The sequence below is a fragment of the Paenibacillus sp. tmac-D7 genome (assembly GCF_006519665.1).
GTDB classification, from domain to species: Bacteria; Bacillota; Bacilli; order Paenibacillales; family NBRC-103111; genus Paenibacillus_G; species Paenibacillus_G validus.
The window spans coordinates 37,778-55,723 of record NZ_VIDW01000033.1; the positions used below are offsets into that span (position 1 = coordinate 37,778).

The window sequence follows — 17,946 nt, forward strand, 5'->3', positions numbered from 1 at the left end:
CTAACTTGTATGATCGGTTCATCCAATCAGGAAGGGAAGGATGAACGATGAATCAAAGAGTGATCGTGACGGCTTACGGAGAAGCCGACGTCTTGCGGTTGATGGATGAACCCTTGCAGGCTCCGGCATCCGGCGAGGTGCTGATTCGAGTGGAAGCCGCAGGCGTGGCGCTTGGCGATGTGATGCGGCGAAAAGGCGTTTATCCCGGAGGGCCAAAGCCTCCTTTTACCCCAGGCTACGACGGCGTCGGCCGAATTGAAGCTGTAGGGGAGGGGGTGTCCGGTTTACGTGCGGGAGAGCGGGTGGCCTTTTGCTTGGACGGTACCGGCGCCTATTCCAGGTATGTAAGGGTTCGCGAGCAGGATGCGATTCCTGTCCCGGCATCCATAGACCCTTGTGAAGCCGTTTGCCTCGTGCTGAATTATGTGACGGCTTATCAGCTGCTGCATCGCGCCGTGAAGAAGGAGGGTATGCGCCGCATCCTTGTTCATGGCGCTGCCGGCGGGGTCGGGACGGCGCTGCTGGAGCTGGGACGAGTGCTTGGACTCACGATGATCGGGACGGCCTCCGAGCCGAAATTAGCGTCGGTCCGCGGTTACGGCGCCATGGGAATCGATTACCGGTCGGAAGATTTCGTACAAGCCGTGCTTGAACGGTACCCGGACGGGGTGGATGCTGTTTTCGACCCGATCGGGGGGGACAATTGGCGGCGATCCGCTCAAACGTTAAGACCGGGCGGTGCTTTAGTTGGTTTTGGCTTCACCTCCGTCTTAACGGCCGGACCGGATGCCGAAGCTGCGTCCCGGCTCCGGGGGGACTGGTCCCGGCTTTCCCAGGGGCAATGGCACAGTGAGAAGCCGGTGCTGGCCTCCGCTTACAGCGTCACGCAATGGAAAAGAGAGCATCCGTCGTGGTTCCGGCTGGACCTGCAAGCGCTGCTGCAGCTGTTGTCCGAGGGCCGGATCAAGCCGGTCGTCCATGCTGTGATCCCGCTGCAGGAGGCGGCCGAGGCCCACCGTCTTATTGAATCCTCCCGCACAATCGGTAAAATAATAGTAGACTGCTTGTGAGGATAGATAGGGCAGCCGTGGAAGGAGGCTACAAGATGCTCACGGTGGGGGAAGCTGCGGAGCGCTTAGGCATTACCGCTTATACGCTTCGTTATTATGAGAAAATCCGGCTGCTGCCTGAGCCGGCCCGGCGCGGACCGGGCAAAGCCCGGCTATATTCGGAAGAGGATTTGCGCTTTATCCGCTTTCTGTTGAGCTTGAAGGACACCGGCATGTCTTTGGCGCATATCGCCATTTTCGTCAAGGACGGCTGCTTGCTGGATCGGGCTCCATCGGGGAACGAGGATCTCACGGACGCCGTAACGAATCGCCTGGACATTCTGCAGCAGCATTACACCGAGCTGGAGGCGCAGCAGGCTAAGCTATCCGAGATCATGGCCCTGACCAGAGAGAAGATTGAATTTTATTCAGATGTGCTTATTTCACGAGGCGAAAAGTTTAGAGGATCAGGAGAGCAACATCTGAACTGAGCCTTTGTATGGAGAAGCCTATGTATTCGTGAGCAATAACAGGCATTCAGGCAATGGGCTGCCAGGGGCGGCCGGTTGCTTTTTTCTTTGCTTTTATACGCGGATCGTGTGATAATATGGTTTTCTTCCTTGAATTTACTTGGATGGAGGCCAAATCAAAGTGGAGCGGTATCCTTTTGCTTACGACCGTTCGCAGCCGTTCATTCAGCAGGTTGCGGAATGGATCGCGGATGTGTTTTACGATATATTGCCGGAAGCGGGCTTCGAGGTTCGCGACGAGCAAATTTATATGGCGTTTCAGCTGGAACGGGCGTTTGCCGAGAAACAGGCCATTTTCGCGGAAGCGGGCGTAGGGACGGGGAAAACGCTAGTTTACTTATTGTATGCGATCTGTTACGCGCGTTATATGCAGAAGCCGGCGGTTATCGCCTGTGCCGACGAATCGTTGATCGAGCAGCTGGTCAAGCCCGAGGGGGATATCGCCAAGCTGGCCCGGCATCTGGGTATGGCCATAGACGCCAGACTCGGCAAATCGCCGGATCAGTACGTGTGTCTGGTCAAGCTCGACGAGGCGAGATTCGGATACGAGGATGTCGAGATGTACAAGGACCTGTACGAGAGCTTGCCGGAGTTTGTGCATACGCACGAAGCGCTGCAATCGTTCTACGCTTACGGCGACCGGAAGTTTTACCCGCACCTGAACGATGAGCAATGGAACAAAATCGGCTGGGACGCCTTTCAGGACTGCTTCGTCTGCGACAAAAGGCACCGCTGCGGGCAGACGCTTTCCCGCGATCACTACCGGCGGTCCGGCGATTTGATCATTTGCTCGCACGACTTCTACATGGAGCATGTGTGGACGTATGAGGGAAGAAAGCGGGAAGGCCAGCTGCCGCTGCTGCCGGACCACTGCGCCGTCGTATTCGATGAAGGACATTTGCTGGAGTCGGCCGCCCAGAAGGCGCTGACCTACAAGCTGAAGCATGTCGTATTTGAAGAACTGATTACGCGTTTGTTAAAAGGAGAAATCCGCGAATCGCTCGCGGTGCTGATCGACGAGGCGATTGAGCAGAGCGAAGCGATGTTCGGCGTCCTGGAGCGGCAAAGCCGGGAAATCCCCGGCTCCGACCGGAAGCAGATCGTCTTGAGCGATCAGCTGCTTGAGGAGGTGGACCGGTTCCGCAGCATTCTCACGGCGATTGAGGAAGAGCTTGTATTTGAGAGCGAGCTGTACACCCTGAACGCCTACCATCTGCGTATCGTCGAGGAGCATCTGGAGATGATGCAGAAGGCTTTAAGCTTGTTCAGGCAGCCGGAATCGCTCATTTGCTGGGCGACGGAAAGCGTGAACGGACTTACTCTCGTCATGATGCCGAGAACCGTGAAGGAAGTGCTGCGCGAACGGGTTTTTTCGGCAAATATGCCGATCGTGTTCTCTTCCGCTACGTTATCCGTGGACGGTTCCTTCGATTTTGTGACGGACAGCCTCGGGGTGGAGCGTTACTTGTCTTTCTCCGTCGCTTCGCCGTATGAGTACGAGCATCAAATGGAAGTTATCGCTCCCAAATGGTCTTACCGGGGGACGTTCTCGGAGAAGATGAAAACCGCCGTCAAATTGCTGGAGCATACGGAAGGCAGGGCGCTTATTTTATTCCCGTCCAAAGACGAGCTGGTGCGGTTTAAACGCGAAGTCGCTTATTATCCGGAATGCGCGGCGATGCGCTTTTGGTTCGAGGGCGACCAAGAGATCAGCCATTTGATCTCGTCGTTTCAACAGGACGAACTGAGCGTGCTGTGCGCGGTCAGCTTATGGGAGGGGCTCGACGTGCCCGGACCGTCGCTGTCGAACGTCATCGTATGGTCGCTGCCTTGGCCGCCTCAAGATCCGGTGTTTATGGCGAAGCGTCAGTCGGCGGCATCTCCGTATGAAGAGGTCGATTTGCCTTATATGCTGCTGCGTCTCAAGCAGGGAATCGGGCGGCTGATCCGCTCCCGTGACGACCGCGGCCTCGTGGCCATTCTAAGCGAAGAGCTGCACGAGAGTCCGGAACTGCGGGCGAAAGTGATGGGATTGCTGCCGGAAGCTGTCCGGTTGAAGGAATCGCTCGAAATGGTGTAAACAAATCTGTGTAAAGGCATTGGAATGAGGAGCATTTCACGTTATAATCGAGTATGGGCATTACTTAGTACGAGATGCCGTTCTCGCCAATACACGCATAAGGAGCCGTATCATGGAAAAAACACTTATTTTCGGGCACAAAAACCCCGACACCGACACCATTTGCTCGGCGCTTGCTTACGCCGACTTGAAAACCAAATTAGGCCAAAACGTCGAAGCAGTCCGTCTGGGCAGCGTAAACGGGGAGACGCAATACGCATTGAACCAATTTGGCGTAGAAGCGCCGCGTTTGGTTGAAGCGGTAGCCGGCGAAGCGAAGAATGTGATCCTGGTCGACCACAACGAGCGTCAACAAAGCGCTAACGACATCGATCAAGTGCGCGTTGTCGAAGTTATCGACCACCACCGGATCGCAAATTTCGAGACAAGCCATCCGCTTTACTACCGCGCTGAGCCGGTAGGCTGCACGGCAACAATCCTGAATAAAATGTACAAGGAAAACGGCATAGCCATCGATAAAAACATCGCAGGTCTGATGTTGTCCGCGATTATCTCGGATTCCTTGTTGTTCAAATCCCCGACTTGCACGGCAGAAGACGTAGCCGCCGCTCGCGAATTGGCCGAGATCGCCGGTGTGAACGCCGAGAGCTACGGTTTGGAAATGCTGAAAGCGGGAGCCGATCTGAGCGACAAAACGATCGCCCAGCTGATCTCGCTGGACGCGAAAGAATTCCAAATGGGCGCTTACAAGGTTGAGATTGCGCAAGTCAACGCCGTCGACACGAACGATGTGCTTGCGCGTCAAGCGGAATTGGAAGCGGCACTGAACGGCATTATCGCCGAGAAGGGTCTGGATCTGTTCTTATTCGTCGTGACGGATATCCTGAACAACGATTCCGTCGGACTTGCACTCGGTCGCGCGGCTCATGCGGTCGAGCAGGCGTACAACGTCAAGCTGGACGACAACAAGGCGCTGCTGAAAGGCGTCGTCTCGCGTAAATCGCAAATCGTTCCGGTATTGACCGAAGCGTTCAACAAGCTGTAAGTTTCATCATGAAGGCTGCCTGGCGAATATGCTCGGCAGCCTTTTGGCGTTGAACAAGGGTGGCAGCGTATGCAGGTGATTTCAAGGAAGGGAGCGCAAGCGGGATGCAAACTGCGGGAATCGATATCGGTACGACGTCGCTGTGCCTGATCATTGCGGATGTGCTTAGCGGAAAAGCGCTTCGGACGATCACGCGTCCGAACGATGCGGGGCTTGCGTCCTCCCGCAGTTGGGAGGCGCTGCAGCAGCCGGATCGGATTGTCCGGCTCGTGCAATCCATGATTGCCGAATGCGGCGACGAATGGCGGCATGTAGGCGCCATCGGCATTTCGTGCCAGATGCACGGCATCGTCTATGTCGACGGCAGCGGACAAGCGGTCGGACCGCTCGTCACCTGGCAGGACCGGCGCGGCGAGGAGCTTATCGATGCGGGGGGAAGCACGTACGCAGCCCGACTCGAAGCTTTGACCGGCTATCGCCTGGCGACCGGCTACGGGCTGGTCACGCATGCCTACAATGCCGCGCATGGCGAAGTGCCTGCTGAGGCCGTGGCGCTGTGCGCGATCGGCGACTACGTGGCGATGAAGCTTTGCGGCGCGGCCGCCCCCGTGACGGATGCTTCGAATGCGGCCGGCTTCGGGCTGTTCTCGCTCGGAGCGCAGCGATTCGATCTATCGGCGATGGCGAGGGCGGGGCTCGACGCCGCCATTCTGCCGAGGGTGGCCGGTGCCGGCGACACGGCGGGCCGGACGCCGGACGGCAAGCTGGTTGCCTGCGCGATCGGCGACAACCAGGCGAGTTTCCTCGGCGCGGTGAAGACGCTGAAGGGGAGCTTGCTCTTCAATATCGGCACCGGTGCGCAGGTATCCGCCTTCTCGCCGGAAGCGATGGAAGGTGAAGGCATCGAAGCGCGACCTTGCCCGGGCGGAGGTTATCTGCTGGTCGGCGCATCGCTCAACGGCGGCAAGTCGTACGCCCTGCTGGAGCGGTTTTTCCGGGAGACGTGCCGTGCGTTTATGCCGGAGTTTGGCGACGGGCGAAGTTTGTACGCGCGTATGAACGAGCTGGCGCTGGAGGCGATGGCGGAAGCGGGGCCGGACTTCCCGGCGGGGCTTGCGAATGGGCCGCAGGTCGGGACTTTGTTGTACGGGACGCGGCAGTCGCCGGGAGCGACGGGTTACATCACCGGCTTGCGGCCGTCGAACTTGACGCCGAAGCATCTGATCGTCGGATGGATGAACGGGATCATCGAGGAGCTGCTCGGGTTCGTGGAGGCGATCCCGCAGCAGCTGCGTGCCGGCGTGACGTCCGTCAGCGCTTCGGGCAACGGCATACGCCGCAATCCGGCGATGCGGCGGCTGCTGCAAGCGAGGCTGGGGCAGCAGCTATTCGTCGCGGACGTGGAGGAGGAGGCGGCGTTTGGCGCAGCCCTTCATGCGGCGGTGGCTGCGGGCTATTACGACGACCATGAAGCGGCTCTGCTCGGGATGCATAGAGGCTTCGATCAGACCTGACTCGAATAAGCGCACGGGCGTGTCAGGACAGTATCGGCTGGAAACATAGGGGTGGAACTTTTTCGCTGCCAGCCGCGTTTACGAAAGTGGAAGTGATCCGAATATAAAGGAGAGTTACGATGCATCTGCTTTGCAAACTCGGACTGATTTCAGCTTTGCTGCTGCTGGGGGCGGGCGTCCGGCAGCAGGAAGCGGAAGCGAGCTTCCCCTACCCGTCTGAAGTGGCGTTGAAGACGGAGACGCAGGTCTATGAGGCTCCGAACGAAAGGGCCGTATCCGACCTGCGTTTATCGCCCCAAACGGTGTACATCCGGGGGGTCGAGGACTCCCGTGGAACGGACGGTGTATCGTGGTACCTCGTGAACACTTGGCGCGGGGATAAATGGATACGGCTGCGCGACGAAGACTTCGCCGGTCAGGAGCAGCTCGCCGCGACCCATATCGCGCTGTTGGCGGAGACACCCCTGTACGATCGGCCCGACAGCGGCAGTCGAACCAGGATTACGCTATCGCCGCAGACCGTGCCGGCCCTTGCGATTGCCGGTTCGTTTTACAAGATCGACACGTGGCTGGGAGAAAAATGGATTCGCATCACCGGCGACCTGCTGCTCGATGTCCGGACGGAGGAGGAATCGCTCGCGCTAACCGGCGTTACCCCGGTGTTCGACCGCCCCGACGCCGACTCCCGGGTCGTCGCGGAGCTGACGCCGCAAGAGGTCGCCGCCTACGAAAGCGCGGGCGGCTGGTACCACATTCCGACCTGGCTCGGACCGAAGTGGGTGAATCCCCGCATCGCGCTGCCTGCGAAGGCGGATGACGTCAGCCGGACGATCGGTCTCACGCAGGAAACGAAGCTGTACCGATATCCGTCGTTCGAATCGAAGCCGCTCGGGACTGTGGCCCCGCAGCAGGTGAAAGTGGTCGGGCAAGCCGGCAATTGGGTGCGTATCCAGAGCGATTGGCTGGGCGACGTCTGGTTGTATCCGGTTCCCGACCCAAGCGCCTATCGCGCTCCCGTCGAAGGGCAGCCGCAGCGGGTGGCCGCCGAATGGAAGTTCAGGCAGCTGGAGATCGGTTCCTTGGGCGGACATACATACCCGTTATCGCCCTCCTTACAGCTGGAAGGGCTGACGCTGCCCGGCGCCGACGGCACGATTGAAATCGGGGCCATGCCTGTAGGGGAGGCTCTTAAGCTCGGCGTCTCGTTGACGAATACGAGTAAGCAAGCGGTCACCTTGACCGGCCCCGCCGAATTTGAACTGCAGCTGTACCGGATGGCGGGCGAGCGCAAGGAGCTTGTATGGAAGGGGCTGCTTCCGCCGCTGCCCGCGACGTCGATTCCCGGCAACGGCTCTTATTTCCTCGCAGACATTCCGTGGAACCAAAACGACTTGGATGGAAACCAAGTCCCGCAGGGCAGCTACTTGCTGCAGCTGCATGCGGTGAAACCGGTCGATTTCGTCGAGGCAAGCCGCGATGAAGAAGTGCGCCGGTTGGAGATGAGCGGCCGATTTGTTTGGCAGACCTTTGGCATTGTGATAGCTCCGGGAGGCTACCTTGGCACAGGCGGACTGCAAAGCGATCAAGGAAGAAGCCTGACCCGGTAACGGGGCATCCCGAATCCGACGAGAAGGACAGACGTATGCGACGCGTACGGCTGTCCTTTCGTCGGTTAGAGTAAACAGACTACCCTGTTGAGGAGGACTATGCATGCAGGAACTGGAACCGTCACAGGTCCGATCTATATCTTCGCTTGCCGCAGGCTGCCCCTGCTGCAAGCATCATCCGCTAACGCTGGACCGGATCGTTGTGGAAAGAGGTGCGCTGCTCGAAGCGGCGCCTTATCTGAAAGAACGCGGCTACCGCCAGGTCGCTCTCGTGTCCGATGAGAACACCTATCGCGCAGCGGGCGGCAGGCTCGCCTCAGAGCTTGCCGCAGCCGGTATTCGCACCGTACTCGCCGGGGCGAAGCCGGATGCGCAAGGAGACGTCGTGGCCGACGAAGCGGGCTTAATTCGGCTCATGCTCGACATCCCGCAAGAGGGGACCGATGCGCTGCTGGCCGTCGGGTCCGGCACCTTGCACGATATGGTTCGGTTTATCGCCTTCAAGATGGGCAAGCCGTTCATCTCTGTGCCGACCGCCCCGTCTGTCGACGGCTTTACTTCCGTTGGCGCGCCGCTCATCATCGGCGGAGAGAAAATAACGATTCCTGCGATCGCGCCGGATGCTATCTTCGCCGACCTCGACGTGTTGATCGAGGCGCCGCAGCCTCTGGTGGCGGCGGGCTTCGGCGACATGCTCGGCAAGTACACGTCGCTGTTCGACTGGCGCTTCGGCCATCTCGTTCGGGACGAGCCGTATTGTCCGGCCGCCGCGCAAATTACGAAGCAAGCGCTCCTCGCTTGCGTCCGGAACGCGGAAGCGATCGCGGAGCGAAGCACGGAGGGCCTACGCATTCTGATGAACGCGCTGATCGAGTCGGGGCTTGCGATGCAACTGTTCGGGCAGTCGCATCCGGCGTCGGGGGCAGAGCACCATTTATCCCACTATTGGGAGATGGAGTATTTGCGTCTCGGCCGAAAGCAGCTGCTGCATGGCGCCAAGGTGGGCGTTGCCTGCGCGGTCATCGCGCAGACCTATCACCGGCTCGCCGCGGACGAGTCGTTCGACAAGCTTGCCGCGGGCCACGGCGAAGAGCTGCGGCGCGGTGTGCGCGAGATTCCAACCGCCGATGAACTGAAGCGGCTGCTGCTGCAAGCAGGCGGTCCGGAAACGGCGGATCAGCTTGGCATCGACGACGAATTGCTGTCCAGAAGCTTGCGCGAAGCGCCCCGGGTAAGGCCGAATCGATTCACGCTGCTGCATGCGGTTCATGCATCGGAGCAATCGTCATGTCGTTTATAAACTTAGAGAATCCGTAATCTCATCCGTAATCTTATACTTTATAGTAAGCTTAGTCCGATTACCGCCGGCATTTTACTATTGCAACATGATAGAACTAGCAGGAGATAGCGGAACAATGGTGTCTTCTTTAAGGGGTCTACGCTGCATGCAGTGCTGGAAATGCTACCCATACCGCAGCAGAGAAACGGCAAGACTCGTTACCGTGGCTGCCTTTCAAGCACGATGAATAAACCAAGAATCCTGACGTTTTCAGCCAATTTTCAGCCAACGTTCAAGCAGCGATCAGCTATCCTTCATGTTCGTTTAAGATTGGGCGCCTATACTTCAAAGTGTAGAACAAAAACTAAACGAAAACACAAAGGAGAAATGAACATGAATACGATTGGCAAAAAAATCGCAGCAGGTACGGTAGCAGCAGCTTTCTTACTCGGAGGCGCAGGGTTGTACTACACGCAGGCTTACGCGGCGGACACGGCGGCGGACACGAGCGTGACGGACGGCAGCAGCCAGGCGCAGAAGCCGAATGGCCAGCACGGCTTCGGCAAACGCGGTAATCGCGAAGGAGGCGAGCAAGGCTTCGAGCGCGGCGGGCGCGGAGGCTTCGGCATGAAGGGCGGCATCATCGAGGAAACGGCGACTGTGCTCGGAGTTGAGGCATCCGTGATCCAAAGCGAGCTTCAGCAGCAAAAAACGCTCGCCCAAATCGCGCAGGAGAAGGCGGGTTTAAGCGAAGAGGCGTTCGTGCAAAAGCTGGTCGAAGCGGAGACCCAAAAATTGGACGACGCCGTCAGCGCCGGTACGATCACGCAAGAGCAAGCCGATAAGCACAAAACGGACTTGGCGGATCGTCTGAAGCAGGCGGTTAACGGCACGGGGAAAGGCCCGGGCGGGTTCCTCGGAGGCAAGGGCGGACACGGCGGGCATGGCGGATTCGGAATGTTCGGCAATCCGGAGTCGTTGTCGACCCTGCTCGGCATCACCCAGCAAGAGCTGACTTCGGCCTTGCAGCAAGGCAAGTCGCTTTCTGAAATCGCGCAGGAAAAAGGAATTTCTCAAGATCAATTGATCGCCAAGCTGAAAGAAAACATGGACGAGGCCCTCAAGCAATTCGTCGAACGCAAGCATGACGGCCAAACGCCGCCGGCATCGTCTGCGGCGCCTGCGCCAGCCGAGTCTGCGCCAGCCGCAGCGTCGGGAGCGTAAGCGCGGCCTGACTGCGAATCCAACCTCATGAAAGCTCAAGCGGTCTGCCCAAGGGGCAGGCCGTTTTGTCATGGTCCAGACTTCAGCAGAGTATCCGGCAGCACAGGCGTGAATCGCCGCAGCGGAACCATGCACGTACTCACCAATCGGGGAGATCGCCCATATGTTAGTAGCAGCAGGCATATTGAGAGGGGAGCGTGTGAAGATGGCGTATGACGAGCGTAAAGCGACCGCTTGGGCGCAAGCCTTCCTGCCGGAGGGGGCGGAGTTGATCCGGTACGGGCAGACAGGACATCCCATGTGGGTTGCAGCGGATTTTGACGGGGACGGACGGTCCGAGATTGCGGCTGCGTATCGTAAGGGCAGCGATGCCCATGTTCTTGTTCTAAAAGCGGTCGGAGCGGACTGGCGGCCGGCAGCGGATTTGAAGGGGAACGGTTATTCGGTCAGTACGCTGCAGGCCGCTCCGGTCACCGGCCGAAACCGGATGGATCTTGTCGTCGGCTGGCAGGTCGGGGCTATAGGATCCGAGCTTTCCGTTTACGATTGGCAGGACGGTACGGCGAAGGACGTCGCTCCGGCGGGGGTATCGTTCACGTATGTGGAAGCGGCGGATTTGCCTGGCGCGCACGAACGTGACGGTATTGCAGAGCTTGCGTTATGGGCGCACGACACGGGAGAAGCTTACCATGTTGACGTGTACCGGCTTCAGGAAGGAGAACTCGTTCCCGCCTACGACGTATATCCGTATTATTTTCCGAAGGTCGCCCAGTACTATGAACGGTTGGCGTGGATGTATCCGGGTTATTCGTTCTACGGAGAACATCTGCAAGAGGCCCGGAACAAAGCCCGACAGTCCGAAGCCGGGGATTCCGCACAATCCGGGGAACTCATGCGGGCGGGCGAGCTCTATCCCGCAGCCGAGAAAACAAAGAACGGTACGAAGTGGGGATATATCAATCTCAACGGAAAAATGATCATCTCGCCGCAATACGATGAAGCGAATCCGTTTCAGGACAACGGACTGGCGATCGTCAGTGTGGACGGACGCAGCGGGGCGATCGACCGCCGAAACCAGTACCGCGTAAAGCCGAAGTTTGATTCGATATCCCCGTTCACCGAAGGCCGGGCGATCGCGATCGACCGCGACGGCTTTAAAGTGATCGACGAGCAAGGCTCCGTGCTGACGGCGAAGGCGTACAGCTTCATCAGTCCTTACCGTGACGGGCTGGCAATGGCTTCCGCGCCCGGTTCGGCCGCCGGCCCATACGGTTATTTGAACCTGCAGGGCGGCGAAGCGATTCCTTTCGTCTATGAAAGTGCCGGAGATTTCAAGGACGGCAAAGCCGTCGTCAAGGTGAAAGACGGGGAGTATGCGCTAATCGGGCGTGACGGCAATCGTCTGCATACGTACAACCTTGAATATGCCGGCGGCCTTGGGGAAGGCTTGCTCACATTCAAGCGGGAGAAGGGCGGCAAGTACGGGTATATGAACGAGCAGGGCGAGGTTGTCATCGCTCCGCAGTATGTGTTTGCGCAGCCCTTCCGGGACGGGCGCGCGGTAGTAAATATGGAATGGGATCTGGGCGATCGGTACGGATTGATCGACCCGAAGGGCGAATACGTGCTGAAGCCTCAATACAACCGACTGGATCAGCTTGGCGAGCATCGGCTTGCCGTCGGTTACCCGATCGATGCCAGTCAGCCTTTTATCGGATCGAAATATGCGATTGCGGACGACCGCGGGCGTTTTTTGACGAAACCGGTTTTTTACGGGGTTCAGGAGTATGCCCAAGGACTAGCTTCGGTTTACGACGATCGAAACACCTATTTCATCGACACCGGCGGACGTCCGGCGCCGGGACTGCCTTCCGTCCCCGGCAGCGGGACGTTGACGTTGATGGGCCCGCTGATCCAGGCGAACGTCGACCGGCGAACGTCGTATTTGGACGCTGCGGGGCGCGTCGTCTGGGAACCGAGCCAAACGCTGAAGCTGCGCGGGTCGTACGAGCTGCATGAGCTCAAGTATAAGCCGAACCGCGACTATCTCGTTTATTACCCGCAGATCAAGGGCATGCAAAATTCATTGGCGCAGCGAAAAGCGAATCAAAAGCTGGCAGAGCTCTCGCAAGTGAAGCCGATCGGCGAAGAGCAGTTGATCTACAGCTATACGGGCGAATATGAAGTCGCGTTCTTCCGTAAACGGCTGCTCGTGCTGGAGCTTACGGGATACAACTACCCGTATGGCGCGGCACACGGCATGCCCAGCCGGATTTACCCCCATGTCGACCTGCAGAGCGGGCGGTTTTACGAGCTGAAAGATTTATTCAAAACCGGCGCCGACTATGTGAAGACGCTCAGCGCGATCATCGGCGAGCAAATCCGGACCGATCCGAAGTATGACTACGTCTTTCCGGACAGTTACAAAGGCATAGCGCCGAATCAGCCGTTTTACGTCAAAGGGGATGCGCTGTACATCTATTTCAATCCGTATGATATCGCGCCATATGCAGCCGGTTTTCCGACTTTCCGCATTCCTTACTCGAAGATCCGCAGCATTCTCGGCACCGATAAGCCATTCTGGAAGGCGTTTCATCGATAATGCGTGAAGAACGATCGCCGAGACCATTCGGCTGACGCCTGGAGCAGCCGAACGAACCTCCTCGGCGGTATTTTTATGAAGAACATGCTCAACCGGCAGCCGGGATTCGTCCGGATGTATAGCGAATGAGGTATACTGTTTAAGCGGCAGCTTGCAAGAAATCGTCCCGGACAGGTTGACCGTATCTTTCTTATTATTTACGATATACTCAATCACTGAATGGCACGAACCCGGCAGCCCGTTATTAGCAAGCATTCGGCTGAAAGACGGGGAATGACCACATGGAAGTTCCGGAGGTTTACCATACACTTGGGGGAATAGAAACATGTATTCTTCGTTTCGAATGAGCGAAGCTTTGGCCGGAGCCATTGTGGAAGCTGCCAAAGAAGTCATCGGGCATGACGTTAATTTCATTAATCCGGACGGCAAAATTATCGCCAGTACCGACAAGCAGCGGATCGGCACGTTTCATCAGGCGGGGATGCAGGTGCACGGGGAAGGGCGGCCGATTGAGGTAACCGCATCCGAAGCTTATTTAGGCTCGCGTCAAGGTATCAATTATCCCGTTATCATTGACGGTCAGCGTATAGGCGTTATCGGCATTTCGGGGGACCCCGACGAATGCCGTTCCCTGGGCTTCCTGCTTACGAAAATTACGGAAGTTCTGATTAAGGAACAAATGCTGGCACGGGAAACGCAGTCGCAGGATGAGCTGCGCTCGGCGGTGACCCGGCTGCTGGTGTTTGGCGAGGCCGCGGAGGAAACGCATGGCTGGCGGGGAAGGCTGAGTCAGCTTGGCGTCGACATGGAAGAGGGCGCGTTTGTCCTTGTCGTTGAAGACCGCAGACCGGGACGAGAACGTTCGGGCAGCGCATATTCCATGCATGATGTCGTCCAGCAATGGCATTTAAAGCTGTATACGTATCTGTTCCCGAATCAATACATTGCGATAGCCGGGCAATCCCGTTATAAAGCCATCGTGCAGGACATATCGGCGCATCCGGCGCACGGGCCGGACAAGCTGACGGTCGGGATCGGCAGTATAGCGGCTTGGGAACAACTTTCTTTATCGTATCGGCACGCAAGGTTGGCTTTGCAGTATGCGGTATCCATCGGCGAGCGGATTTGCGAATACGAATCGCTGGAATTAGGGCTGCTGCTGGCAGGCCTGGATCCGGGGGTGAAGCGGGACTTCGCCGGCAAACAGCTGGGCGGGCTTACTTCGGAAGAGCGGATGCTGCTGAGGACGTATTTTTTGCATAATTTATCGCTTAAAGAAACCGCTGCCGCCTTGTATATGCACAAGAATACGCTGCAGTACAGGCTGGATAAAATCGCGGAAAAAACCGGGCTGGATCCAAGACAGTTCCGCGACTCGGTCAGCATGTACCTGGCGCTGCTGGTTCAAGATGAAGATGTGTAAGCGAGGGGAACATTCAGTACTTGTAACAAAAAGGAGGAGCAAGCTTTGGTACGCGGAACGTTCCGCTTCGGAACCTGTTCTCTTATAATGGGACTATTCATATATAATGGGTCTATTCATCAGGGATAAAGGGGCGGGATCATATGAAAGTCGTGATTGCGATCGATTCGTTCAAGGGCAGTGTTTCCTCCATGGCAGCCAGTACAGAAATCGCTGCAGGCATTAACAAGGTGTACCCGGAGGCGGACAATGTTATCCTGCCGCTTGCCGACGGCGGGGAAGGCACAGTTGAAGCGCTTGTGTCCGCTACGGGAGGCCAGATCCGCTCCGTTCAGGTGACAGGACCGCTTCAGCAGCCTGTACAGGCATCCTACGGTATTCTGGGGAATGGACTTACGGCAGTCATCGAAGTGGCGGCCGCCTGCGGGCTGCCGCTTGTGCCCGTAGAGCACAGGAATCCGCTGCGTACCACCACATACGGCGTGGGCGAGCTCATTCTCGACGCGATCGGTCAAGGCTGCCGCGAGTTTGTGATCGGGCTGGGCGGAAGCGCCACGAACGATGCGGGAATCGGCATGCTTCAAGCCTTAGGCTACCGGTTCACGGATGAAGCGGGGAACGATGCAGGCCATGGCGGGGAAGCCTTGCTGCGCATCCGCAGCATAGATGCGGCCCATGCCTGCCCGGAGCTAGGACAATGCGTATTCAAGATTGCTTGCGATGTAGACAATCCGCTGTACGGACCGGACGGTGCCGCTTATGTGTTTGGGCCGCAAAAGGGTGCGAGTCCAGAGATGGTAGAGGTGCTGGACGAAGGATTAGCCGGATTCGCCGGCGTCGTGCAGAGGGCGTTCGGCGTCAATGTTCAGAACATTCCGGGAGCGGGAGCGGCGGGCGGACTCGGTGCGGCTTTTGCCGTCTTTTTGCAAGGCAAGCTTCAGTCGGGAGTCGGGCTGGTGCTGGACATCATCGGCATGGAGGAGAAGCTGCACGGCGCCCATATCGTGATCACCGGGGAAGGAAGGCTGGATGGACAAACGTCCATGGGGAAAGCCCCTTCAGGTGTCGCCCGGCTTGCGCAAAAGCACGGCATACCGGTCATTGCGCTGGCAGGCGGGGTAACGAAAGAGGCTTCCGGCCTGAACGACTTGGGGATTACCTCGTTTTTTTCCATTGTCAACGGTCCCGTATCGCTCGAACAAGCCATGGAACCTGACGAAGCGCGTTATAATCTGAGGCGCACCGCCGAGCAATTGTTCAGATTGATCCAGGCGGTGAGTCCTGGGTGCAACAATGACAACAACGCAGGTGATAAGGGAAATCGTGCGTGAATCAGGAAGCGAAGCCGCTGGTTGTCATTCATACCCTCTTCCACCATACACCCGTGCATTCCGGGACGGTTTGCAGATTGGCGGCGCTTACTTTGTCCGCGATATCAGGGCCAAAGAAGAACCTCGATAACCGCTCCGCTTCGTCGACGGATGTGAATCGGTAATCCGTTCGAATCCAGGCATGTGAAAATCCGTATTCCGTCTCCAGCGCATGAAAATAACTTGTAAGGAAATCCGGTGGATTCGGTTGTTCGTCGCCGGTTCCGAAGTTTTCCATAATGATTGCCGTTCCCGACGGGTGTAAAATTCGTTGAATTTGCGCAAGGATCGTTTCCAAATGAACGTTCCATCGATCGACCTTGGAATTCGCCGAATAGCAAATCGTCCATCCGGCTGTCACGACATCAACGGAATGATCGGGCAGCGGCAAGCGCCGGTTATCGGCCACACAGGTTTCCCAATTCGTTAGTCCCGTACGCTTCAGTTTGTCTGCGGCGATGTCCAGCATCGCTTGCGAGGCATCTATGGCGACGACCGATTGGACATACGGAGCGAGCAAACAGGATAGTCTTCCCGTTCCCGCGCCTATATCCGCGACGTCCAGATGCTCGAGATTCGGGAGGAGCCTGCGGAAAGTTTCCATGATGTTGTGCCGGCAGTCCTCCCGCGATATGAGTAAATCGTACTGTGCCGCTTCGTTCGTGTAAATGTGGTCATGATCCGGCATCCCTGTCATCCTCCCAGTGCTTAGTCCTGCATCCAGAATGGGGGTTGACCTTGGGTGAAGGTCAAGGCTTTAATTTTTCCGGACGGCGTAGATCACATGGACCCATGGATTCATCTGATGTTGAACGGTAATGAATTCGTGGTTGTGGAACCACTCCAATAGTTTGGAGCGATCCGAGGGGTGTTTATCGGACCTTGCTTGGAAAGGGTTATGGTTATGATCGAACATGAGACCGGATATGCAAATTCGCCCGTTCGGTTTAAGAACCCTGTTCATTTCCTCCAATGCAAGCATTTGCTGCGCCTCGTTCCCTGATCGTATTTATCCAGCAGCTTGCGGATTTGATTCAAGCCCAATCCGATTTCACGGAGTGAAGCGATCATTTGCAGCCGCCAAGCATCATGCTCCGTGTAAGTCCGGTAACCGTTGCCGGTGCTTCTCTGCGGTTTAAGCAATCCTTTCTGTTCATATAAACGGATCGCTCGCGGCGTTACGTTAACACGCCTGGCAAGATCATTAATTCTCATAGAGCCGCCTCCCCCAACTAGTATAAACGATGACCCAAGGTGAAGGTACAGCTGATCCGGTGCGGAAACGAATGGGGGGTGGGCGTCGGCCGGAAAAAAAGGGCCGCTTTCGATGGTTGAATGTCGAAAGCGGCCTTCGTTATACAGGCCGGCCCAACGCGTACTCAGCGTTCCGTTATTTGCGCAAAGCGATCAATACAGCCAGCCATACGAGGCCGAAGATGACGGCGAGCCTATCGGCGCGGGTCCAGACAAGCAGCCGGCTGCGGCTCGAGACGAGCGGACGCCGTCCGATTTTTTTCATTTCCATGGCGATCGTCATATTCTCGGCGCGATGAAACAAAGACAGCAGCAGCGGCACGATCAGCGCCGGGATATCCCGGGGCCGGACGGTGCCCGGCTGCAGCGGAGCTTTGCCTCTGGCGCGCACGATGTCCGAGAAGCGCTGCCATTCGTTCAGGATCATCGGAATGAAACGAAAAATAAGCGATACGGCGAGGGCGAACGAATCGACGGGCAGCTTGGCTTTTTTGCCATAGGCAAGCGCCCAGTTTAAGCCTTCGACCATGCGGCCGTACGGCGTCGTGACGGCGAACCATAAGCTGGCGAGGGTGACGACGAACAAGCGGAACACGTTGAAGCCGGTTGTCATCGCCTGCGCCTGGGAGAAACCGATCCGGGGAAATCCGTCTCCCGTCGTTAACGTCACCCCCGCAAGCGTGACCGAGATCGCAAAAAATAATAGCAGCAGGCGGGCGAACTTCAGCAGGCCGGCCCATACCGGCCGAGGCAAGCCTGCGAAGCCGAGCAGCACGGGGATGAGCGCGACCGTCAGGCCGGTCCAGTGCTGCTGCATCATCGTGCCGATGACGAGCAGCACGTACAGCAGCCATTTCGACCGGGGGTCGAGCCGGTACCCGATCGAAGAAGGCGCGCTTTCTGCGGAAATGCGCGTCTGCGCGAGCTTCTTGCCGGCTGTGCCCGCAGGCGGAGCTTGCGCTGCCGGGC

General features: G+C 57.6%; 14 protein-coding genes. 11 read left to right on the forward strand and 3 right to left on the reverse strand.

The genetic code is table 11. The features are described from left to right. Window positions 1–47: 47 nt before the first annotated feature. The 11 genes from FKP33_RS19735 (at window position 48) to FKP33_RS19785 (ending at window position 15,684) form a co-directional block, all read left to right on the forward strand. Entirely contained in the window at window positions 48–1,070 is a 1,023-nt protein-coding gene (locus FKP33_RS19735) for a medium chain dehydrogenase/reductase family protein (protein ID WP_141336142.1), read from the forward strand. Window positions 1,071–1,105: 35 nt separating this feature from the next. Then, window positions 1,106–1,540, forward strand: a complete 435-nt coding sequence (locus tag FKP33_RS19740; protein WP_054797518.1) for a MerR family transcriptional regulator — start codon at window positions 1,106–1,108, stop codon at window positions 1,538–1,540. A gap of 160 nt (window positions 1,541–1,700) precedes the next feature. Then, window positions 1,701–3,659 (forward strand): ATP-dependent DNA helicase, encoded by a 1,959-nt coding sequence (locus FKP33_RS19745; protein WP_141336143.1) that lies wholly within the window; start codon window positions 1,701–1,703, stop codon window positions 3,657–3,659. Window positions 3,660–3,771: 112 nt separating this feature from the next. Next, on the forward strand, window positions 3,772–4,704 hold the full coding sequence (locus tag FKP33_RS19750) for a manganese-dependent inorganic pyrophosphatase (protein WP_127607001.1): 933 nt from the start codon (window positions 3,772–3,774) through the stop codon (window positions 4,702–4,704). A gap of 104 nt (window positions 4,705–4,808) precedes the next feature. After that, complete coding sequence (locus FKP33_RS19755; protein WP_141336144.1) at window positions 4,809–6,218, forward strand: sedoheptulokinase; 1,410 nt, start codon at window positions 4,809–4,811, stop codon at window positions 6,216–6,218. Between the two features lie 119 nt (window positions 6,219–6,337). After that, window positions 6,338–7,825 carry an SH3 domain-containing protein gene (locus FKP33_RS19760; protein WP_141336145.1) on the forward strand — a complete coding sequence of 496 codons (1,488 nt, stop codon included), beginning with the start codon at window positions 6,338–6,340 and terminating at the stop codon, window positions 7,823–7,825. 103 nt (window positions 7,826–7,928) lie between these two features. After that, a complete protein-coding gene (locus FKP33_RS19765; RefSeq protein WP_141336146.1) occupies window positions 7,929–9,125 on the forward strand; it encodes a sn-glycerol-1-phosphate dehydrogenase in 1,197 nt (398 codons plus the stop codon). Window positions 9,126–9,497: 372 nt separating this feature from the next. After that, on the forward strand, window positions 9,498–10,328 hold the full coding sequence (locus tag FKP33_RS19770; protein ID WP_127606994.1) for a hypothetical protein: 831 nt from the start codon (window positions 9,498–9,500) through the stop codon (window positions 10,326–10,328). A gap of 163 nt (window positions 10,329–10,491) precedes the next feature. Continuing rightward, window positions 10,492–12,930 (forward strand): WG repeat-containing protein, encoded by a 2,439-nt coding sequence (locus FKP33_RS19775; RefSeq protein ID WP_236595845.1) that lies wholly within the window; start codon window positions 10,492–10,494, stop codon window positions 12,928–12,930. A 325-nt stretch (window positions 12,931–13,255) separates the two neighbouring features. Continuing rightward, window positions 13,256–14,353, forward strand: a complete 1,098-nt coding sequence (locus FKP33_RS19780; protein ID WP_141336147.1) for a CdaR family transcriptional regulator — start codon at window positions 13,256–13,258, stop codon at window positions 14,351–14,353. A gap of 143 nt (window positions 14,354–14,496) precedes the next feature. Next, the gene (locus FKP33_RS19785) at window positions 14,497–15,684 is read left to right on the forward strand and encodes a glycerate kinase family protein (protein ID WP_141336148.1); all 1,188 of its coding nucleotides are present in this window, start codon (window positions 14,497–14,499) and stop codon (window positions 15,682–15,684) included. Between the two features lie 28 nt (window positions 15,685–15,712). Here the strand turns inward: FKP33_RS19785 and FKP33_RS19790 are convergent, their stop codons facing one another. The 3 genes from FKP33_RS19790 to FKP33_RS19800 form a co-directional block, all read right to left on the reverse strand. Next, on the reverse strand, window positions 15,713–16,420 hold the full coding sequence (locus FKP33_RS19790; RefSeq protein ID WP_141336149.1) for a class I SAM-dependent methyltransferase: 708 nt from the start codon (window positions 16,418–16,420) through the stop codon (window positions 15,713–15,715). A 263-nt stretch (window positions 16,421–16,683) separates the two neighbouring features. Then, entirely contained in the window at window positions 16,684–16,938 is a 255-nt protein-coding gene (locus FKP33_RS19795; protein ID WP_141336150.1) for a MerR family transcriptional regulator, read from the reverse strand. 175 nt (window positions 16,939–17,113) lie between these two features. Continuing rightward, window positions 17,114–17,946, reverse strand: an 833-nt coding sequence (locus FKP33_RS19800) for an energy-coupling factor transporter transmembrane component T (RefSeq protein WP_141336151.1), incomplete at its 5' end; no start/stop codon positions are given.